The sequence below is a fragment of the Sinomonas halotolerans genome, assembly GCF_039615075.1.
Classification (GTDB): domain Bacteria; phylum Actinomycetota; class Actinomycetes; order Actinomycetales; family Micrococcaceae; genus Sinomonas; species Sinomonas halotolerans.
Genome location: NZ_JBDFRB010000011.1, coordinates 56182 through 75824, shown reverse-complemented (window position 1 = coordinate 75824; position 19643 = coordinate 56182). Strand labels below are relative to the sequence as shown.

At 73.0% G+C, this 19643-nt stretch carries 17 protein-coding genes and 1 pseudogene; 5 read left to right on the top strand and 13 right to left on the bottom strand.

Annotation, left to right across the window (positions count from 1 at the left end):
- Positions 1-137: 137 nt before the first annotated feature.
- Together ABCQ75_RS12360 and ABCQ75_RS12355 are read right to left on the bottom strand one after the other, a co-directional pair.
- The gene (locus ABCQ75_RS12360; protein ID WP_345885673.1) at positions 138-815 is read right to left on the bottom strand and encodes an ArsR/SmtB family transcription factor; all 678 of its coding nucleotides are present in this window, start codon (positions 813-815) and stop codon (positions 138-140) included.
- 57 nt (positions 816-872) lie between these two features.
- Positions 873-2567 carry a DUF7059 domain-containing protein gene (locus ABCQ75_RS12355; RefSeq protein ID WP_427916095.1) on the bottom strand — a complete coding sequence of 565 codons (1695 nt, stop codon included), beginning with the start codon at positions 2565-2567 and terminating at the stop codon, positions 873-875.
- A gap of 35 nt (positions 2568-2602) precedes the next feature.
- On the opposite strand from ABCQ75_RS12355, the gene ABCQ75_RS12350 reads away from it, so the two are divergent.
- Complete coding sequence (locus ABCQ75_RS12350; RefSeq protein WP_345885671.1) at positions 2603-3211, top strand: hypothetical protein; 609 nt, start codon at positions 2603-2605, stop codon at positions 3209-3211.
- 18 nt (positions 3212-3229) lie between these two features.
- Here ABCQ75_RS12350 and trhO read toward each other — a convergent pair whose 3' ends face one another.
- Positions 3230-4165: an oxygen-dependent tRNA uridine(34) hydroxylase TrhO gene (gene trhO / locus ABCQ75_RS12345; RefSeq protein ID WP_345885670.1), complete on the bottom strand. Its 936-nt coding sequence runs from the start codon at positions 4163-4165 to the stop codon at positions 3230-3232.
- 104 nt (positions 4166-4269) lie between these two features.
- Here trhO and ABCQ75_RS12340 point away from each other — a divergent pair, with 104 nt between their 5' ends.
- Positions 4270-4956: a GNAT family N-acetyltransferase gene (locus tag ABCQ75_RS12340; protein WP_345885669.1), complete on the top strand. Its 687-nt coding sequence runs from the start codon at positions 4270-4272 to the stop codon at positions 4954-4956.
- Positions 4957-4998: 42 nt separating this feature from the next.
- On the top strand, positions 4999-7431 hold the full coding sequence (locus ABCQ75_RS12335; RefSeq protein WP_345885668.1) for a DEAD/DEAH box helicase: 2433 nt from the start codon (positions 4999-5001) through the stop codon (positions 7429-7431).
- Here the strand turns inward: ABCQ75_RS12335 and ABCQ75_RS12330 are convergent.
- The 7 genes from ABCQ75_RS12330 to ssd all read right to left on the bottom strand — a co-directional run bounded on the left by ABCQ75_RS12330 (position 7358) and on the right by ssd (position 12990).
- Complete coding sequence (locus tag ABCQ75_RS12330; protein ID WP_345885667.1) at positions 7358-7732, bottom strand: Rv3654c family TadE-like protein; 375 nt, start codon at positions 7730-7732, stop codon at positions 7358-7360. The genes ABCQ75_RS12335 and ABCQ75_RS12330 overlap by 74 nt on opposite strands.
- A 1-nt stretch (position 7733) precedes the next feature.
- Complete coding sequence (locus ABCQ75_RS12325) at positions 7734-8057, bottom strand: TadE family type IV pilus minor pilin (protein WP_345885666.1); 324 nt, start codon at positions 8055-8057, stop codon at positions 7734-7736.
- Positions 8058-8233: 176 nt separating this feature from the next.
- Entirely contained in the window at positions 8234-8545 is a 312-nt protein-coding gene (locus ABCQ75_RS16215) for a DUF4244 domain-containing protein (protein WP_427916098.1), read from the bottom strand.
- 566 nt (positions 8546-9111) lie between these two features.
- Positions 9112-9702 (bottom strand): type II secretion system F family protein, encoded by a 591-nt coding sequence (locus ABCQ75_RS12315; RefSeq protein WP_345885665.1) that lies wholly within the window; start codon positions 9700-9702, stop codon positions 9112-9114.
- Entirely contained in the window at positions 9699-10646 is a 948-nt protein-coding gene (locus ABCQ75_RS12310; RefSeq protein ID WP_345885664.1) for a hypothetical protein, read from the bottom strand. The genes ABCQ75_RS12315 and ABCQ75_RS12310 overlap by 4 nt, the downstream gene beginning before the upstream one ends.
- Positions 10643-11854, bottom strand: a complete 1212-nt coding sequence (locus ABCQ75_RS12305; protein WP_345885663.1) for a TadA family conjugal transfer-associated ATPase — start codon at positions 11852-11854, stop codon at positions 10643-10645. The genes ABCQ75_RS12310 and ABCQ75_RS12305 overlap by 4 nt, the downstream gene beginning before the upstream one ends.
- Positions 11851-12990: a septum site-determining protein Ssd gene (gene ssd / locus ABCQ75_RS12300; protein WP_345885662.1), complete on the bottom strand. Its 1140-nt coding sequence runs from the start codon at positions 12988-12990 to the stop codon at positions 11851-11853. The genes ABCQ75_RS12305 and ssd overlap by 4 nt, the downstream gene beginning before the upstream one ends.
- A gap of 149 nt (positions 12991-13139) precedes the next feature.
- On the opposite strand from ssd, the gene ABCQ75_RS12295 reads away from it, so the two are divergent.
- Complete coding sequence (locus ABCQ75_RS12295) at positions 13140-14807, top strand: bifunctional 3'-5' exonuclease/DNA polymerase (protein WP_345885661.1); 1668 nt, start codon at positions 13140-13142, stop codon at positions 14805-14807.
- A 122-nt stretch (positions 14808-14929) separates the two neighbouring features.
- Positions 14930-16591, top strand: coding sequence for a WXG100-like domain-containing protein (locus ABCQ75_RS12290; protein ID WP_345885660.1), 1662 nt, complete (start codon positions 14930-14932; stop codon positions 16589-16591).
- Between the two features lie 22 nt (positions 16592-16613).
- Here the strand turns inward: ABCQ75_RS12290 and ABCQ75_RS12285 are convergent, their stop codons facing one another.
- The 3 genes and pseudogenes from ABCQ75_RS12285 to ABCQ75_RS12275 all read right to left on the bottom strand — a co-directional run bounded on the left by ABCQ75_RS12285 (position 16614) and on the right by ABCQ75_RS12275 (position 19479).
- A complete protein-coding gene (locus ABCQ75_RS12285; RefSeq protein WP_345885701.1) occupies positions 16614-17297 on the bottom strand; it encodes an NUDIX hydrolase in 684 nt (227 codons plus the stop codon).
- A 152-nt stretch (positions 17298-17449) separates the two neighbouring features.
- Positions 17450-18352 (bottom strand): annotated as a pseudogene (gene nth / locus ABCQ75_RS12280) (endonuclease III); the annotation flags it as partial.
- Positions 18250-19479, bottom strand: coding sequence for a hypothetical protein (locus ABCQ75_RS12275; RefSeq protein ID WP_345885659.1), 1230 nt, complete (start codon positions 19477-19479; stop codon positions 18250-18252). The gene ABCQ75_RS12275 and the pseudogene nth, both read right to left, overlap by 103 nt.
- Positions 19480-19643 lie beyond the last annotated feature (164 nt).

Genomic DNA, 19643 nt, shown 5'->3' with positions numbered 1-19643 from the left:
GCCGCGCAAGTCCCTAGTTCACCATACGACGGCGGGAGGCGCGCAAGCGTGGCACCCTGCATGTGGACGGCCGCGCCTGGCGCGGCGGGCGTCGCGCGGCCGCGCAGCACGGATGGGCCCCCGGCCGTGCGGGCCCGTCAGGAACCGCCGGCGGCTGGGCTGGGGACGTCCTTGGCGGTGCCCCGGCGGGCAGGCTTCGCGGCAACGGCACGCCCTGCGTCCCGCAGCTCGGGGAGCATGGACCACAGGACGTACATGCGCTCGGCCTCCTCCGCCTCGGGCACGTCGGCGGCCTCCTGCTCGAACTCCTCGAGGAGTTCGAGCATGCGCTTCTTGAAGCGGGCGCGCTGCTCGAGCGTGAGCTTGATCGTGTTGCCCGAGACGACCATGACGGGCGACTCGTCCGGCTCGCCGCGGCGCCGGGCCGCGTCACGGAGCTTCGCATGCGTGGAGATGCGGTTGCGCAGGGACTCGAGCTCGAGGTCCACGATCGCGAGGCCGGGGGTCTGCCCGATCGCGGCCGTGTCCAGGTTCAGGTCCGTGCCGGCCGCCTTCCAGCGGCGTTCGCGCCCGTCCCCGTCACTCGGCGCATCGACGACGATGCCCCACTTCTTGAGGGCCCGCAGGTGGTAGCTCATCGCACTGGGCGTGAGCCCCGTGAACGCCGCCAGCTCCGTGGCGGTGCGGCTCTGCTGGCTCGAGTAGAGCTCGTTGATGGCCTCGAGCCGCGCGGCGTGCGCGAGGGCCCGGATGGCCTTGGGGTCGGTGATCCGCACGGGATTCTCGGTGCGGGGACTGCGCTTCTTGTCGGTCATGCTGCTTTTTCGTCGTCGTGATGTTGGAGTGTAATAAACGGCACAGCCCTTGGAATGTCAAGCTTTCTCTTCAGGTTCTGCGGGTGTTGCGGGCAGGAGGAAGCCCTCGAGGATGAGGGTCGCCGCCTCGTCGAGGAGCCGGTCCCGGAAGCCGTCGTCGTCCCGCCCGAGGAGCCCCGCGAGCGCCGCCGCGATCTGCCCCGCCGTGAGGTCGCCGTCGCACGCCGAGACGAAGCCCGCGAGCTCCGTGCTCAGGAGGGACGTGCGGCGGAAGCCCGCGCCCTGGCGCACGAGGATCACGCCGGGGTGCTCCGCGCCGGGGCGCTGGTGGCGCTCCTCCGTGACGTCGTCCGCGACCACCAGGCGCTCGCCCGCGATCGCCGCGCCGCGCCCCGGGCCAGGCTCGACCGCGCCCCGCGCCGCGAGCCAGTCCGCGCGCTCCACCGCCGCGGCCCAGTGGGGGCCGATCGGCTGCTCGAGCGGGTGGGTGAGCGCCTCGAAGCGTCCGAGCCGGGCCTGGCCCGGGCCCGGCCGGCGCAGCCAGACCATGCCGAAGCCGATCCCCGTGGTCCCGCGCGAGGCGAAGTCGTCCAGGTACGCGGCGTACGCAGCCTCGTACGCGCCGGGGTCCCGCTGCTGGGACGCGTCCGCGAGCCACGTCTCCGCGTACTGCTCGGGGCTCGCCTCCTCGCGCTCGAGCACCCACGCGTCCAGCCCCTCCGGGACCCAGCCGCGCACGCGCTCGTCCCACGGCGATCCCTCGGGGATCTCCCAGTTGGCCAGCATCTGCGCGGTGCCGCCCTCGGCGAGGACCGCGCCGACCCCCGCGACGAGCCCGGCCACGAGCTCATCGCCGGGCAGCCCGCCGTCGCGGTACGTGAACTGGTCCTCGGCCTGCTCGTCCCGCGCGCGGGGCGTGATGACGAACGGCGGGTTGGACACCACGAGGTCGAACCGCTCCCCCGCGACCGGCTCGAGGAGCGAGCCGCGGCGCAGCTCGAACCGCTCCTCGGGCCTGTCCGGGTCGATCCCGAGCGCCCCGGCGTTGAGGAGCAGGTTGAAGCGCGCGAACGCGAGGGCGCGCTCGGAGACGTCGGTCGCCACGACGTGGCCGGCATGCTCGAGCAGGTGGAAGGCCTGGATCCCGCACCCCGTGCCGAGGTCGAGGGCCCGCGCGACCGGTCGTCGCGCCGTCGCCTGGACCAGCGTCGCCGAGGCCTGGCCGATCCCGAGGACGTGGTCCGTGCGCAGCACGCCCGGCCGCTGATGGGCCGCGAGGTCGGAGGCGACCCACATCCGCGTCGCGCCCGCCGCGCCGTCCCACTCGTACGGGCGGAGGTCCGCCGCGGCGGCGAGCAGGCCGGCGTCGTCCGCCTCCTCGGCGAGGCGGAGCCGGAGCAGGCCCTCCGCGCCGAGGGCGGGCAGGGCGGCGTCGAGGGCCGCGCGCCCCAGCGGCCGGGCGAGGAGGAAGAAGCGCACGACGGCGGCGAGCGCCGCGCGCGCCGGGTCCCCGCCGTCCGCCGCTGCCCGCGTGGCGAGAAGAGCGGGCACCGTCTGGTCGCGCGAGAGCGCCTCGTGCGCCGCGGGCCCGAGGAGCTCGGCGACAGCGCCGACTGTGTAGTCCAGAGCGGTGAGGTCCACCGCGAGGGCGGCGAGGAGGTCGGGCCGGTCGGAGGCGGGGGCGTGCGGGTGCTCATGGCTCACGCTGGTCACCTGAGGAAGTCTAGGCGCCCTGCGTCCCGCAGCAGGCATGGCCGGGCGGCACCCCGTGCGCGCACAATGTGGACATGCCCCTGCCGAGCCGCCCTCGCGGGATCGGCCGCCGTTTCCGGGCGGCCGCTCTGGCTGCCCTTCCCGCTGCCGCCGTCCTGCTCGCGGGCTGCTCGTATGCATATGACGACGGCCTGCCGCCCCTGGGCGGGCGCGCGGCCTCTGCGTCGGCGTCGGCGTCGGCGGCGGCAGCAGCGTCCGCAGCGGCCCAGGAAGCCTCCCGGCGTGCGCAGGGCAGGGCGTGGCACGCCCAGAACCAGCAGCCGGGAATCCTCGAGCCTCCGGGCGACTATGGCTGGGCCTCGTGGATCCTGCCGGACCAGAGCGGGCAGTCCTTGGAGTTCCGGGTGGACACCGTCTGGCCAGGCCGCGCGCCGCGGACCCTCGAGACCGACGTGCCCGCGGGCACTGTCACGGTTCGCTTCGCGTGCCGGGGCAGCGACACCGCGCGGCTCACGGTGACGACCGAGGCGGACGGGCGGCGTTCAGAGCCGATCGCCCTGGACTTCGAGTGCAGGATCCCGCACGCGCGGACGATCGAGGTGCCCAGGGCCATGGCCCTCGGTGTGACCATGGCCGCGGTCGGCTCGCCCGCCAACGTGGCGTTCCGCATCAGCCGGCCCTAGGCGGGGTGGGCCGGCAGCCTAGCCGGAGCGGGCCGGCAGCCCTGCGCGGGGATGCGCGCCCTCCGCGCTGCAGCCGGCAGGGCACACGAGCGGTTCCCCTGAACCCACGCAGTCGCTGCAGAAGAGCGTGAGCTCACGGCACGCGAGGTTCGCGCAGTTGTGGAAGTCGGAGGTGGGGGCCTCGCACCGGGCGCACCGTCCGATCGTGGTGGCAGTCTCGCTGAACTCGAGCCGCATACGGCGGTCGAACACGTACAGCGAGCCCTCCCACAGGCCCTCGTCCCCGTACTTCTCGCCGTAGCGCACGATCCCGCCGTCGAGCTGGTACACCTCGCGGAAGCCCCTCTTGCGGAGGTGCGCGGTGAGGACCTCACAGCGGACCCCGCCGGTGCAGTAGGTGACGAGGGGCTGGTCCTTGAGGGCGTCGTACTTCCCGGAGTCGAGCTCGGCCAGGAAGTCGTGGGTTGTGGAGGTGTCCGGCACCACTGCTCCGCGGAACCGGCCGATCTGGGCCTCGAAGGCGTTGCGGCCATCGAAGAAGACCACCTCGCGGCCCTCCTCGCGGCGCTCGTCCACCAGCCTGTGGAGCGCCTCAGGGGTGAGCCGCTCGCCGCCGCCCTGGACCCCGTGCTCGTCCACCGTGAGCTCTCCGGGCGCGCCGAAGGACACGAGCTCGGGCCGGACCTTGACCGAGAGCCGGGGGAAGTCAGCGGCGCCGCCCTCACTCCACTTGACGTCGATGCCCTTGAAGCCGGGGTACTCCTTGGTGCTGCGCACGTACCGCTTGACCGCGTCGAGCTCGCCGCCGACGGTAGCGTTGATCCCGTCCTTGGAGACGATGATGCGGCCCGTGAGGCCGAGCCCCTCGCAGAGGGTGCGCTGCCACAGCCTGACCGCCTCGGGGTCGGGCACGGGGGTGAAGCAGTAGAAGAGGACGATCCGGTGCAGAGCCACCCATCAAGGGTACGCGCGTCCGCATCGGTGCCGCGGCCTTCGTGCCCGGTGTCAGTTGAGTTACGGACCTTATCAGGCACCGCGGCTGCCGGTATCGTCGAGCTATGGCTGAGGCATCGCTGACCGAACTTCTGGACATCTGGGTCGAAGGCTGGGCCTCCACGCGTGGATACGACCTGCGGGACGTCGGCTCGTTCAAGGCCGCTCTCCTCACCGACAGGTCCGGGGACTGGGAAGCGTTCGCGGCCAACCCCAGCGACGAGGAGTTCGGCGCCCTCGCCTCGTTCGTCGCCGAGACCCCCGCCCGCATCCTGACGGTGCTGACGGAGGACCACGTCGCGTACCGTGCCCTGGCCGAGAAGCATGGCCTCCAGGTCCTCAGCGCAGAGCAGGAGCTCATGGTCATGGACTTCGCGGACAAGGACGTCGAGGACCCGTGGCTCAATGACGACGAGCTCAAGCACACCACGGACATCCAGGACCACAGCGCCGCAGTCACCGTCACAGGCGAGGGCGGTGCGCTCGCAGCGAGTGGACACGTCGCAGTCGTGCGGGGCTACGCCGTCTTCGACCGGATCGTCACCGAGCCCGCGTTCCGCCGCCGCGGGCTGGGGAGCTTCGTGATGCGCGCCCTGACTGCCGCCGTGAGCGAGCACGGCCTGGACCAAGGACTCCTGATCGCCTCGACCGACGGACAGCACCTCTACCACCACCTGGGCTGGAGCGACGTCTCCGGCGTGCTCGTGCTCGGCAATCCCGGCACGAGCGCGGGCTCCTCGCTCAGCGACTGACACCCTTCTCCCGCAGAGCGGCCCGGCTGGCAGAATGCTCCCGTGGCTGCTCATGATTCGCTCGTCCCGCTGCTCGGCCGTTCGGCCGAGCCCGCGGAGCTGCGCCACGTCCGCACTCTCCCCGCCCGCGCGGCGCAGCACGCCCCGTGGCCGGAGTGGGTGCACCCGGACCTCGTCGCGGCGTACGCCCGTCTGGGGATCGGCATGCCCTACACGCATCAGGCGGAGGCGGCCTCCCTCGCACACGCGGGCTCCCACGTGGTCCTCGCAACCGGGACGGCCTCGGGCAAGTCGCTTGCCTACCAGCTTCCGGCGCTGGACGCGGTGCACCGCTCTGAGCTCAGGGTCGCGGCGGAACCGGGGCGCATCCATGACGATGGCGCCGCAGTCCTCTACCTCTCGCCGACCAAGGCGCTGGCCGCGGACCAGCTCGCGGCGCTCCGCTCGCTGAGACTGCCGACTCTGCGCGCGGAGACCTATGACGGGGACACGGACACGTCCGCGAGACGGTGGATCCGCGACCACGCCAACGTGATCCTCGCGAATCCGGACATGCTGCACTTCGGCATCCTCCCCAACCACGCCTGGTGGGCGGGGTTCTTCCGCCGGCTGCGCTACGTGGTCGTGGACGAGGCCCATTCCTACCGGGGTGTCTTCGGATCCCACGTGGCCAACCTCCTGCGGCGCCTGCGGCGGGTGTGCTCCCACTACGGCTCCTCCCCCGTGTTCATCGCCGCGTCGGCAACCTCTGGTGATCCGGAGTCGTCGGTCGGGCGGCTCATCGGCTCCCCGGTCGTGGCCGTCACCCAGGACGGATCGCCCCACGGAGCCACTGAGGTCGCCTTCTGGGAGCCGGCGCTCACCGAGGCACACGGCGAGAACGGCGCGCCGCAGCGCCGGACGGCGATCGCTGAAGTCTCCGACCTCCTGGCCAGCCTCGTCGCGGCCAGGGTCCGCACCATTGCCTTCATCAAGTCCCGGCGAGGGGCCGAAGCCATCGCCTCGATCACCCAACGGCATCTGGACGAGGTGGATCCCAGCCTGCCGTCGCGGGTCGCCGCGTACCGCTCCGGCTACCTGCCCGAGGAACGCCGCGAGCTCGAGCGCCGGCTCCGGTCCGGCGAGCTCCTCGGAGTGGCGAGCACCTCGGCCCTCGAGCTCGGGATCGACGTGGCGGGCCTCGACGCCGTGCTCGTTGCGGGCTGGCCGGGGACCCGGGCATCGCTGTTCCAGCAGATCGGGCGGGCCGGCCGGGCGGGCCAGGAGGCGCTCGCTGCCTTCGTGGCAAGCGACGACCCCCTCGACACCTATCTGGTCAACCATCCGGAGGCGATCTTCGACGTCTCGATAGAGGCGACGGTCCTCGACCCGTCGAATCCCTACGTGCTCGGCCCGCACCTGTGCGCCGCGGCAGCGGAGAAGCCGCTGACAACCGCTGACCTTGCCCTGTTCGGCCCCACCACGGAGTCGCTGCTGGGCCAGCTCGAGGCCCAGGGCTACCTGCGCCGGCGCCCGTCCGGCTGGTTCTGGACCCATTCCGAGAGCGCCGCGGGCATGGTGAACCTCCGGGCGGACGGAGGCGGTCCCGTGAGCATCATCGAAGCGGAGACCGGCCTCCTCCTGGGCTCGATGGATTCGCCCCAGACCCACTACCAGGCGCATGAGGGCGCGATCTACGTGCACCAGGGCGCGAGCTATCTCGTGGAAGAGCTCAATGAGGCCGATCGCTGCGTGGTGGTGCGCAGGGTCAACCCGGACTACTACACGACTGCACGGGACCTCACGACCGTGGACGTCCTGAGCACGCAGCGCAGCGAGCAGTGGGGTCCGGTGGGAGTGCACTTCGGGGAGGTGAAGGTCACGACGCAGGTCGTCTCCTTCCAGCGCAAGGCCCTCGTCTCGAACGAAGTCCTCGGTGAGGAGCCCCTCGAACTCGGCGCACGGGAACTGTTCACGAAGTCCGTCTGGCTCACCATCCCGGAGCCGACGCTCGCAGGTGCCGGGCTCATCGCGGCCCAGTTCCCAGGGGCCCTGCACGCTGCGGAGCATGCTGCGATCGGGCTCCTGCCGCTTGTCGCGTCAAGTGACCGGTGGGACGTGGGCGGCGTGTCGACCGCCCTCCATGCCGACACCGAGGAGCCGACCGTCTTCGTGTACGACGGGCACCCAGGGGGAGCCGGCTTCGCGGAGCGTGGTTTCGACCGGATGCGCGACTGGCTGGCGGCGACGCTCGCGGCCATCGAGGCGTGCGAGTGCGAGACGGGCTGCCCCTCGTGCGTCCAGAGCCCGAAGTGCGGCAACAAGAACAATCCGCTCGACAAGTCGGGCGCCTCGGCCCTCCTCGCCACGGTGCTCGCCCACTCCCGAGGCGCGGGCGAGGACCCGGCCGGTCACGCTCGGCTCAGGGAGGCGGCCCAGCCCGTGCCCGGCCGCGCACCGGATCCCACGGTGCACCCGTCTCGATCTGGACGATGACCCGCACTGCGCTCCTGGGGGCCTCGACCTCGCAGACGACGAGTTCTGCGCCGTTCGCCTGAGCCACGCGTTGCGCGGCACCGCAGGCGGGCCCCGATGTGAGTCCCCGTTCGGCGTCCGCCGCCGCGAGGGCCGCGAGGTCGGCTGCCCCCGCGGCCCTCGCCGAGGCAGCGAGAGCCTGCCCGAACAGGGCTACGGCACCGCATCCGAGGACAAGGAGCAGCCCGAGCCCGAGTGCGAGGATCGTCCCCGCACCCCGTTCCCGTTCCGTTCGCGGTGCGACCGTCCGAGGGGAGGGCATGTCAGGGCGTCCCTTCGTGGCTGAGTGTCGCCGCAGCGATGGCGCGGAGTCCCGCGGCGCTCCCCCACGCACCCGGCACCGGAACCGTCACGGTCACCGTGACGAGTGTGCCTGAGGAACTGACGTGATGGACGGCGTCGGCACCGGCCACCCGGGACACTTCCCGGGCGACCTCCGCAGGCGGCTCGCCTCTCGCCATTCCCCGCGCCGCTGCCCTTGCGGCCTCTTCGGCACGGATCTGGCTCACTCCGGCCAAGGCGCTGCCCACGAGGACAGCGACGAGGGCGATCACTGCCGGGAGTGCGACTGCGAACTCCGCGGTCACGGCACCCTCCGACTCCTCCCGCGCCGCCGCCCTCGGCGTAGGGTGAACGGGACCTCGCAGGCTCGGGCTCCCCGCGCCCCGCAGAGCCTGGAGCCGTACACTCCTCGCCGCCCGGCGCCCAGCACCCCGCGGGGCCGCGGCACCCGTGCCCGGGCCCCGAGCCCCGCGGACACACCTCATGGGAGCGCCAGAGCCGCTCGGATGATGTTGAGCAGGAACCCTCGCACTTCATCACTGCGCATGATGACGACGAGAAGGCCCGCGAAGGCTACGGCGGCGATCGTCGCGATGGCGTATTCCGCGGTGGCCATCCCCTGCTCGCCGACCATCCTCCGGCCGAGCCAGAGACGCAGGAGCTCCCGCTGGACTGCCATCCGGCGCCGGATGCGGCGGACGGCTCGGAGCACGGAGGGCCTCCGAGCGGCGGGGGTCCGGGAACCGAAGGCAGCGCGGGCCACTGCGGCGCTCGTGCCCAACGGGACCTCGATTCCCCTACCGAGACCGTCTCCCGGTCCTCCAGAGCCAGCCCAGCCTCGCGCGGGAGCGCCGGCCGCGGCGCCGGGGAACAGTTCGATCACGCGCGCACCGCCGTGACGGTCAGAGGGAACGGGCTGCCCGGGTGTTCGGCGCTCAGGGTCTTGGCCCTGCGGATCCGGGCGTCGCGCCTCTGGGCGCCCGGCCCCTCGGCTTTCCGGATCTGGGTGCCCGGCCCCTCGGCTTTCCGGAACTGGGTGCCCGGCCCCTCGGCTGGTGCTCTGTGGATCCGTGCTCTCCGGGTTGGGAGCTTCGGAGCCCACATGCGCGAGGCTTGGGACCGCTGCCCCCGGGCGTCGCGGATCTCCAGTGGTGCTCGGCACGGTCCCGGTGGGACACGCGCCCGCTCCCGCGGCGGATACTGCTGCGGTCATGGTTCCTCCTCTGCTCTGCCGCCTCCAGAAGGCGACCGTGGTGGTGGCCCGCGCTGCGGGTCTGGACCCCTGCCGGGGCCGACCTGCCGGAATGGTCCGACAGGAACTTGGTGCGGCCGTCCGCGCCGCGTAACCCGGACGCCCGTTCAGCCGCTGGGAAACATCGCCAGGAACACCGGAACGACCCCCAGACACAGGAAGGCCGGCAGTGAGCACGCGCCGAGCGGAACCACGAGGCGCACGCCCAGGGCCGCAGCCCGACGCTCGAGCTCGCGATGGCGGCGGCGCCGCAGCTGGCGGGCCCGGGCGAAGAGGAGCCCGGCCGAAGGCGCTCCCGTTGCCGCCGCGAACCGGAGGGCTTCCCTGACCTCCGCGACGGCCTCCACCCGGTCGCCCGCAGGCCAGGCGCTCTGCCAGTCGACGCCCAGCCCAAGCGCCGCCGCCGCCCGCGCGAGAACAGGCGATGATGGGCCAGGACAGGCCCGCGACACGACCTCGAGTGCGCGCGGCAGCGCCAGCCCGCTCTGGAGCATGGCGCCCACGAGCTCGAGCATGAGGGCCGAGTCGAGGTCCGCAGAAGCAGCGCCGGGAGCGTGTGCCCCCGGGATGACCGTGCTGGCAGCACTGTGACAGGGGGAACCCGTTCCCACGATGTGATGGAGACGGAGCCGCGGGCTGCCCATGGCGAGAAGGGTCGCACCGAGTGCGGCGACGATGGAGAGGACCACGGTGCTCACCGTTCCTCCGATGCGCTCCGGACAAGGCGGGCGGACCACGCCCGGCCGAGGAGGGCCAGGGCGATCCCCGTCCCCAGGCAGGCCATCCCCAGTGGTGTCGAGAGCAGCAGGCCCAGCGGATCCACGCCCATCAGCATCCCGATCCCCAGACCGGCCAGAGGCAGGAGCCCCAAGACCTTGGCGGTTGCCTGGGGACCGGCCAGAGCCACAGCTCGGGCCGCAGCGGCGTCTGCGTCCGATTCGAGCTGGACTGCCAGGCGGTCGAGGACAGCCGCGAGCGGTGCGCCCGAGGACTCCGCCGTCTCAACACAGGCTGCGACGCTGAGCCACACAGCGGTGTCCAAGGCACCGTGCCCCCCGCGCCCCGCACCGGGGGCGGAACGGCCCAGACCGGGACGCTGCGCACCGGGCCCCGGTGCCTTCGAGGCTGCCTGATTCCTGCCAGATGTCCTCGCGGCGGCGGCCGTCCTGATGGCTTCGCTGACGGGACGCCCGAGCGCAGCAGCCCGGGCTGCCGCCTTCAAGACGTCGACCGCCCCCTCCTCGGGGCCGGCGGCACCCGGCCGGATGCCGTGTGGCGAGCCGGTGTGCTGCTCGTTCCCACCCGCACCACCGGTCCGCTCGAGGGCGGCCACGGCCTGCCCCCACATCTGGTCCGGAGAGCGTCCCGCCCGCAGCAGCGCCGAAAGCTGGCCCATGAGTGCGGCCAGGGCATGGAGATGGTCACCGCTCCGGTGGCGGGGCCCCGGCCTCCGGAGCGCGGTCCAGGGGTTCCCGCTGCTCCACTGCGGAACCGCTGTTCCTCGCGCGCGTCCCGGCCCGGCCCCTGCCCCGCCCCGGAGGACGTCGAGGATCCGGGCAGCCCGCAGTTGCGGCCAGCCGAGCAGGACCGTCCAGAAGAGCGCCGCAGCCACGAGTGCCGGGCCGGCGGGGAAGGCGCTCACGACGCCGCCTCGGGGACCGGGCCGTCAACGGAGGGCAGTCCAAGGAGGCGTGCGAGCGCGGGCCATCCCGGTCCGCGGCGGCATCTGCCCCGCTCGGGTGCCCCGGCCCAGGCTCCGGCGCGTACTAGCGCATCCGTCACCGTGAGCCGGCCCCCCTGCTCACCCACCACGGCGATTGCAGCCACCTTGCGGCCCTCGGGCGTCCGCTCGAGATGGATGACCGCTTCCAGAGCAGTCGCCGCCTGCAATGCCGTCGCGTCGGGACTCATGCCGGCGAGGGCACCGAGAGCGGCGATCCTGGCGGCCACGGATCCCGCGGTGTTGGCGTGAACGGTGCCTGCCCCGCTGTGTCCCGTGTTGAGCGCCGAGAGGAGCTCGCGCACCTCGGCGCCGCGGCATTCACCCACCACCAGCCAGTCGGGCCGCATGCGCAATGCCTGGCGGACAAGCTCGGCCAGGCCCACGCCGCCCGCGCCCTCGACGTTGCCGTGGCGCGCCTCGAGGGTCACCGTGTGAGGGTGTTCGGGGGCGAGCTCAGCAGCATCCTCGACGAGCACAACACGCTGCTCGTCCGGAACAAGGGACAGGAGTGTGGTCAGCAGCGTCGTCTTGCCCGATCCGGTGGCGCCGCTGACGAGGAAGCTCCTTCCCTGGCGTACAAGGGCCTCGAGCACCCCGCGCTGGTCGGCCAGGAGCGCTCCCGAGGCCTCGAGCTCGTCCAAGGTGACCGAATGCTCCCTCCGGATGCGCACGGAGAGGAGCGTCCCGGAGGTCGAGACTGGCGGAAGGACGGCGTGCACGCGGTAGCCTCCGCTCAGGCGCACGTCCACGCACGGACTGCTGTCATCAAGCCGCCGTCCGCCTGCAGCCACGAGCCTGACTGCCAGCGCCCGGACCGCGTCTTCAGTGGGAAAGGCGATCCCGCTGGCCTCGAGGCCGCGGCCGCGGTCGATCCATACCTGGTCTGGACTGTTGACGAAGATGTCAGTCACCTCCGGGTCGTCGGCAACGCACTGGAGGGGACCGAGGCCCCTCAGCTCGGCCGAGATGAGCTCCACCGCGGCCAGCGTGCCAGCCGTTCCGAGGAGGCGGCCGGTGCCGCGCACGGCGGCGGCGATCCCTGCTGCCGTCACAGGCCCGGGCTCCGCGAGCACCGCACGGCGCACCTCGTCGAGCAGGCCGTCGTCGACCCGCCGCTGGCCCCTCACCGGCCGTCCCTCCGGACCCGTCCGACCGAGGGCGCCGCCGCAGGCTCGTCCGGTCGCTCTGGAAAGGCCTCGAGGACCTGGGCTGCGAAGCTCCGTACACGGCGAAGGCGCGCGAGCGAGAGCAGGGTGCCTGCCTCGGCGGCGGCGCCAGCTCCTCGCAGCCGTGGGAGCCGGGCCGCAAGGGGGCAGCCGACTGCCTCCGAGATCTGCTCGGCGTCGATCCCCTCGGCGAACGGTCCGCGGACCACCGCTCCGAGCGGGACCGGCGGGAGCTCGTGGATGAGCTGTGCAGCCGAAAGCACAGCCCCCAGACGGCCAGGGACAACCATCAGGAGCCTGTCGCTCGACCACGCGAAGTCCTCCAGGGATTCCCGGCCCCGGCCGATGTCGACGACGACCAGGTCATAGGCCGATCGCGCGGCGTCCAGGACCCCGGACACGACGGAGGCGGGGACGCGGGCGGCGCGCTGCGCTCCCGCGGGCCACGAGAGCATTGACAGTCCCCCCAGCTGTGGCACGGAACCGCTGAGCTGCCCAGGATTGATCTGACCGCTCGCACCGACCAGGTCCGGCCAGTGCAGCCCCGAGGGAGGGTGCTCGCTCAGGGCAGCCTCGAGCCCTCCTGCGAGCCTGTCGCCGTCGACCAGCAGGGTGGAGGATCCCGCGAGGGCGCATGCACCTGCGAGCAGGGCGGCCGCGGTCGAGGCTCCGGCTCCGCCGCACCCTCCCAGCACGCCGAGGACCGCGCCCGCAGGCCCGTCCGCCCGGCGGCGGCCCAGGAACTCCACGAGCCAGCCCGCGGCGTCGGGCAGCTCTGCGACGTGCTCGACCCCGAGCGCGGCGGCACGCTGCCACAGCTGTGCCCGGTCCGCCCCCCGGGCCACGAGCACCGTCGAGCTGCGCCGCTGGGGCGGCACCTCGTGCACGTCCGCCCCGAGCAGCACGATGTCGCTGCGGGACCACAGGCCCTCGGCCTGCTCCGCTGTCGGGGCTGCCTCGAACGGGACGCCCGCGACAGCGGCCGCGCGGGCACACTCCTCGAGGAGCGCCTGGTCCGCGGTGACGCAGCACACGGCTGTGCCGTCCGGGGGGAGCCAGGGCCCGGCCGGGCCTCCGGCTGACTGTTCGATCGCCATGGACCTCACCCTTCCGGGGATGCGCAGGGCAACGGAACGGGGCCCGCGCGATATGTGGACAACACGCCGACACGTGCACCTGTGGAGGAGGAATGGCCGTTGATCTGGCCCGGCTCGGGCGCCCGTGGCGTTCAGGGAGAATGAGGCCCATGTACCGACTCGTCGCCAGTTCCGCGGACGGCGGCGCCGTGCTCCAGCGGCTCGATGCGGCCGGCACGCCGGCCGATTCCCCCGAGGAAGTCTCCGCCCAGGACTTCGCCACGGCGGTGCGGCGCATCGAGACCGCGGAGCGCCCCCGCTGGGCCTGGCTGCGCACTGCCGAGACCTACCCCGCGCTCCTCGCCGCAGGAGCGGACGTCGGACGCTGCCACGACCTCTCGCTGTGCGCGGCGATCCTGCGCAATTCTGCCCGGGTCACGGACTACACGCCGCTCGACGGGATCACCACGGACGGCGTGCCGACAGCGCCCGGCAGCCTCCCGCCGTCGGCCGTCTCGCAGCTCCAAGGGTCCCTCTTCGAGCCGGGACCCCCTCCCGGGCCGAGCCCTGGGCACCTGCGCGCCGAGCTGGCCGCCCAGCTCGCTGCCGTCGGCCGCTCGCCTGCGCGGGCGAGGCTCGCGCTCCTGCTCGCCGCGGAGTCTGCGGGCTCCCTCATCGCAACCGAGATCCAGCACGCCGGAGTGCCGTGGGACACCGGCGTGCACGACGCCCTGCTCCGCGAGCGGCTGGGCCCGCGCCCGTCGAACGGAGCCCGGCCCGCACTCCTGGAGGCGAAGGCCGCAGAGCTGCGAGCCCTCCTCAACGCGCCACAGCTCAACCCGGACTCGCCCCAGGAGCTCATGCGCGCACTCCACCGCGCAGGCATCGATGCCCGGACCACCCGGGCCTGGGAGCTGCGGGAGTTCACCCACCCCGCGATCGGGCCGCTGCTCGAGTACCGCAAGATGGCACGGCTGCTCTCGGCAAACGGGTGGGCGTGGCTCGACGCCTGGGTCAGCGACGGGAGGTTCCGGCCCGAGTACGTGGTGGGCGGGGTCGTGACGGGGAGATGGTCATCCCGGGGCGGCGGTGCGATGCAGATCCCGGGGGACGTGCGCTCCGCGGCCCGTGCACTGCCCGGCCACCGGCTCATCGTCGCGGACGCGTCCCAGCTCGAGCCGCGGGTCCTCGCAGCCCTCGCCGGGGACGAGCCGATGGCTGCGGCAGCGCGCGGCCGGGACCTCTACGCGGGGATCGCCGAGGCCGGCTTCGGCGGGGACCGGGCGCAGGCCAAGGTCGCCCTCCTGGGCGCGATCTACGGCGCGACGACCGGGGAATCGGGCCGGCTGATGCCGCAGCTCACCCGGCTGTACCCGCGCGCCGTCCGCTTCGTGGAGCAGGCGGCGCGCGACGGCGAACGCGGCCTCACGGTTTCGACGCACCTCGGGCGGAGCACGCCCGCGCCCTCCGAGAGGTGGGTGCGCTCCCAGCGCACGGCGTCCGCGGACGAGCAGCGCAGGGCCGACGCCCTGGCCCGCGACCGGGGACGGTTCACCCGCAACTTCGTCGTCCAGGGAACGGCGGCCGAGTGGGCCGAATGCTGGATGGCCGAGCTGAGGGTCCGTCTCCGCAGGATCGCGCAACGCGGCCTCACGGCCGAACTCGTGTACTTCCTGCACGACGAGGTCATGGTCCACGCCGAGGACGCCGCGGTGGCCGAGTGCGCCAAGGCCGTCGAGGAGGCGGCGGGGGCGGCCGGGCGGCTCCTGTTCCCGGGAGCTCCAGTCGAGTTCCCGTTGAGCGTGGCCGTGGTGGAGTCCTACGACCAGGCCAAGTAGCACTTGTCCTCCACAGGCGGGCGGAAAGAGCCCGGTTGTCCACATCCGGGTCTTCACTGGCGCGGTCGGCCGCGACCTCGTCCTAGCGTGGTCACGTCACAGCAGGCGGGGGAAGGGCAAGGATGACGGTCATCGCAGTCGATCCGCAGAGGATTGCCGAGGGGGCAGAGCACACCGCCTCCGCCCAAGAGCAGGTCCACCGGGCGGTCGAGGCGCTCGCGACGGGGCTTGCGGCCAGTGGAGGGATGGCCGGCTTCGATCCGGCCGGGTCCGACTGGGCAGCCGCGTACGATCCTGCCGCGTCCCGCTTCCTGGGCCTCACTGCGGAGCTCGCGGACCATCTGGGCGGCCACGTCCACGCCCTCAACGAGGCGGCTGCCGGCTACCATGCGAGCGAACACTGGTTCGGCGACGCGCCCGTCCCGGGACCCGCCCCGATGGCATCGCACGGGACAGCGCCGCGGCCCACGGTGCCCCAGGCCGCGGGCGGCCTCCCGTTCGCCCACCCGGACCCGATCACCTCCGTACTCGTCCAGGCAACCGGTGTCGTCTGGCCGAACGGCGACGCCGGTGCCCTGCGGCGGGCATCCGCCCAGTGGTCCTGCCTCGCAGGGGCGCTCGCCGCCACCCGGGCGTCGTCGATGGCAGCCGCGCGGGGGATCCTCGACCGGATGGCGGGACCGATGGCGGCCGCCGCAGTGAGCCGTTCACGCGACCTCGAAGACGGCCTCAGCGGCCTGGGCAGAGGCGCCGAAGAGCTCGCCAGCTCGTGCGCAGAGCTCGCAGAGCACATCGAGACGACTCACCGTGAGCTGCAGAACGAGATCCTCGAGCTCGCCCGGGACACCGCCATCAGCGCCGTGGTCGGGGCCGCGGTCTCCGCACTCACGTTCGGCGTGGGCGCACTGGCCGCCGGGACGGCAGCTGCCGCGCGGATCGGGACCACGGCATGGAGGCTCAAGGTCCTCTTCGAGAAGCTGGCCACGCTGGCCCGGACGATCGCGGACAAGGTCAAGCGGGTCAAGGACGCCTTGGAAGCACTCGCGGGCCGGATGTCCACATGGGCGACCGGCCGGTTCCCCGGCACGACCCGGCGCGTCTGGGCCGCCGCGGACTGGGCAGGCAGGGCGACCGACAGCTGGGCCTTCTCCTTCCTCACCCAAGGACCCGTCGCCGCCCTCGCCAAGCTGCTCGACAAGTCCATGGCCGCTCTCGCCGGGCGCGCAGGTGAAGCCGCAGCGCAGCGCGCCCTCGTCCTGGGCTGGCGGAGGGACGTGCCCGGCGTCCGCCGGGCCCTTGCCCACGCGGCGGCCCTCCCGGGCCCGGTCGGGGCGGGCGGGCGGTCCGGGCCCGTGGCCGGCACGCCAGCGCAGATCGTGGCCCGCGCGGCCGAGCGCGGCAGGGACACGCCGGCGGCGCGGCTGGCTGAGCAGTCGAAGGAACCTCTCACGCGCATCGCCAAGCAGATCGTCCCGCCGGCAGTCGAAGGGTCCGCGGAAGCCACCGGCGAAGGGCCTCGTGCCGGGGAGTCCGGCTCACGTGAGGATACGACCCTGCAGCTCGGGGGCGGACTCTCCGTGGACCTCAAGGCCGCGACCGTGAGCGGGGTCTTCGGCACCGGGGCCCAGATCCGCCTCCCGGGCCGGCTCGGGGACACGGTGGAACGAGCCGGCAAGGTCGCCGAAGCCGCCGACCTCGACGAGAACTACTGGGTGGACCGCGTCGAGAATGCGGCGGTCTTCGGGCCGAAGCCTCCAGCGAGGCCGCTGGTGCCGGCGGCATGAGCTCGGGCCGGCCGCCCGGGCGTCAAATCTGGGGCTCGACAGGCTGTTCGCGCGTCCGGTCCCAGGGAACCGCCCACCCGAGGGCTTCGAAGAGCGAGTCCAGCACCATGGCCGTGAAGCCCCAGACGAGCACCCCGTTGACGGTGAAGGCCGGGCTCGCGAACCGGGACCCCCGTCGGTTGAGAACAGCCATGACCCGGTTGTCCGGGTCGAGGAGGTCGCGGACCGGGCTCCGGAACACCTGAGCAGACTCTCCGAAGTCGACGACGTCCACCGGCGACGGCGACGCCCACCAGCCGACGACCGGCGAGACCAGGAAGCCGGTGTAGGCCATGCCGAGCGGCGGGAGCTCCCCGAGGATGTGGACCCCGGAGGGGTCGAGGCCGGTCTCCTCCTCCGCCTCGCGGAGGGCGCACTCCACGAGCGAGGCGTCCTCAGGGTCCAGGCTGCCCCCGGGGAAGGCCACCTGGCCCGGGTGGGAACCGAGCGTCGCGGCGCGTTCAAGGAGGAGGACATCCAGCTCCGCTGGCGCGATCGGACGGGCGGACGCTGCCAGCACGTCGTCGAGCGCCCCGAAGAGCACGAGGACGGCGGCCCGCCGGAAGTCCCCCGTGAGGGTGCGGGGATGCCAGCGGCGGTCGAACGGGTCCGTCCGGCCAGCCTGGATGTCGGCGACGATCCTTTCGAGGTCGGCACGGGCGTCCACCGCCCCGGAGCTCACTGCGCGACCTCCCTGTCTCCGGTGCCGCCGGTCCCCGGGCCGCCGTTCGTGAGGCCTCGGTTCCCGGAGGGGCCGCTTCCGGGGCCGCCTGCGGGTTCACCGCCGACAGGCCCGGCCGCAGCGGCAGACGCTGCGGCCTCAGTCCGCTGGCGGATCGAGGCCGCGCTCGCAGCATTGGCGACCATCTCGGCGTGGAGCCCCTCGCGGCCCGGAGCGAGCTCGAAGCGCAGAAGCTTCCTTGCCTTCCCGGGATCGGTCTCGCCGATGCCGAAGGACGGGCAGAGCGGGGCGACCGGACAGGCGCCGCAGGCGGGGTTGCGGGAGAGGCACACCCGCCGGCCATGGAACACCACACGGTGCGAGAGCATCGTCCAGTCGCGGCGCTCGAAGAGCTCCATGACGTCCCGCTCGACGACGATCGGATCCTCCGACCCCGTCCACCCGAAGCGCCGGGCGAGCCGTCCGAAGTGCGTGTCCACGGTGATGCCCGGGACACCGAAGGCATTGCCCAGGACGACGTTCGCCGTCTTCCGTCCCACGCCCGGCAGTGTGACGAGCTGCTCGAGCCTTCCGGGGACGGCGCCGTCGAACTCGTCGACGATCTTCTGCGAGAGGTGGTGGACACTGCGCGCCTTCGCCCGGAAGAACCCCGTGGGGCGGATGATCTCCTCGATGTCCGCGAGCTCGGCCTCGTGCATGGCCCGTGGGTCCGGGTACTTGCGGAACAGCTCGGGCGTGACCTGGTTGACCCGGACGTCCGTGGTCTGCGCGCTCAGGACCGTGGCGACGAGCAGTTCGAAGGGGTTGCGGAAGTCCAGCTCGGCGTGGGCGTACGGGTACGCCTCAGCGAGGACACGGTGGATCTTCCGTGCCCTGCGCTTCAGTGCGAGGGGGGACTCGGCGGTGGCCCCACGGCCGCCACCTGCCCGGGCCGCGCTCAGCCCCGCTCGATTCCGGACAGCTCGCGCAGGACGCCGATCCGCCCGTCCGTGTTCTGCACGACGAACTCGTGGCCACGGTCCTGGAGAGCGAGGATCCATTGTCCGGGCTCGAGGACGAAGAGGGGGTCGCCGGTCATGGGGTCGACGGCGGTGCGCGGGTGGTTGACCGCGAACCAGAACGCCTCGAACTGCTGGTGGGGCTCGTCGGCACCTCCCGCCACGCCCTCGCCCGGCCCGGCACCGGCCACGGGGAAGGCCGCGGTGGCGGGCGCCTCGGGGGCTGGGGAACCGTACGCTTCGCCATCCGCCAGGCCGAAGGAGCTCTCCTCGGGCGCGGCGTCCAGAGGCCCGGCGTCCACGGGTGCAGGTCCCTCAGGCTCGTCCGCCGTGGACTCCGAAGGAGCCTGCGTTCCGCCCGCAGGCTCTGCGCCGAGGCGTTCTGCACCAAGGGGTTCTTCACCAGCGGGGCCCGGACCCACCGGTCGAGCAGTCGAGAGTTCGTCGCCGAGTGCCGGGGCGGCCGCGGTCTCGGCGCTCGCAGCCTCCTCGGACGGGTGCTCCCCTCTTGCTGGTGCAGCGCCAACAGGTGCAGCGCCAACAGGTCCAGCGCCGACAGGCTCGACGGGGAAGGCCCCGGAGCCCGCGGCCATGGGGTCGGCCCCGTGGCCGGCCCATGGCGCGGCCGCCGTGCCGGCTGGGACGGCGGCCATCTGGCCCGTGTGCCGGTGGACGGGGGCGACGGCGTCGCGGGCCACGATGTGCGCGGGAGTGGCAGCACGGCCGTCGAAGTCACCGGCGAACGGCGGGATGAGCCGGGCCGCAGTGGTGGCGGCGACGAGCGCAGCGGCGCCCAGGAGCCCGACGACCGCGCCCGGCGTGAGTGTTGTGACGGTGAAGACGAAGTAGTACGAGCAGCACAGCACCGCGGAGACGGACGCGAACTGGTCCACGGACAGGGACCCGACCCGCAGCGACCGGCGGGGTTCGAGGCGGCGCCACACGAACAGAGCCGCTGCGGCAGCGGGGACGAGGAAGCCGACCGCGAGGAAGAACAGGTTCTGCGCGTTCCACAGGTTCAGCAGGGCGTTGCGCTGGATGAGTGGCAGGAGCGATCCGATGAACGTTATGAGCACGCCGCCCAGAAGGGTCACGTCGCGCAGGGTGAACGGCCCGAGCACGGCCTCGTTCCGATGCTCCGCTGCAGGGGTCTGGCTGGGGTCGGTCATGAGTCTCTCCTTCTCCTCATCCTGCGATTCAGCCTAGCCAACCCGAGCACACCCACCTAGACGAGCGGCGAGCGGGAGGCGCCGCTCGGCGTCGGGCGCCTACCGCCCACCGCAGGAATGCGCCCGCCCGCCGCCTGAGTGTGACGCATGCAACTCTCCCGCTG

Coding starts and splice junctions, on each gene's coding strand:
- ABCQ75_RS12360 (WP_345885673.1), bottom strand. CDS start 815: ATGACCGACAAGAAGCGCAGTCCCCGCACCGAGAATCCCGTGCGGATC.
- ABCQ75_RS12355 (WP_427916095.1), bottom strand. CDS start 2,567: ATGCCTGCTGCGGGACGCAGGGCGCCTAGACTTCCTCAGGTGACCAGC.
- ABCQ75_RS12350 (WP_345885671.1), top strand. CDS start 2,603: ATGCCCCTGCCGAGCCGCCCTCGCGGGATCGGCCGCCGTTTCCGGGCG.
- ABCQ75_RS12340 (WP_345885669.1), top strand. CDS start 4,270: ATGGCTGAGGCATCGCTGACCGAACTTCTGGACATCTGGGTCGAAGGC.
- ABCQ75_RS12330 (WP_345885667.1), bottom strand. CDS start 7,732: ATGCCCTCCCCTCGGACGGTCGCACCGCGAACGGAACGGGAACGGGGT.
- ssd (WP_345885662.1), bottom strand. CDS start 12,990: ATGGCGATCGAACAGTCAGCCGGAGGCCCGGCCGGGCCCTGGCTCCCC.
- ABCQ75_RS12295 (WP_345885661.1), top strand. CDS start 13,140: ATGTACCGACTCGTCGCCAGTTCCGCGGACGGCGGCGCCGTGCTCCAG.
- ABCQ75_RS12290 (WP_345885660.1), top strand. CDS start 14,930: ATGACGGTCATCGCAGTCGATCCGCAGAGGATTGCCGAGGGGGCAGAG.
- ABCQ75_RS12275 (WP_345885659.1), bottom strand. CDS start 19,479: ATGACCGACCCCAGCCAGACCCCTGCAGCGGAGCATCGGAACGAGGCC.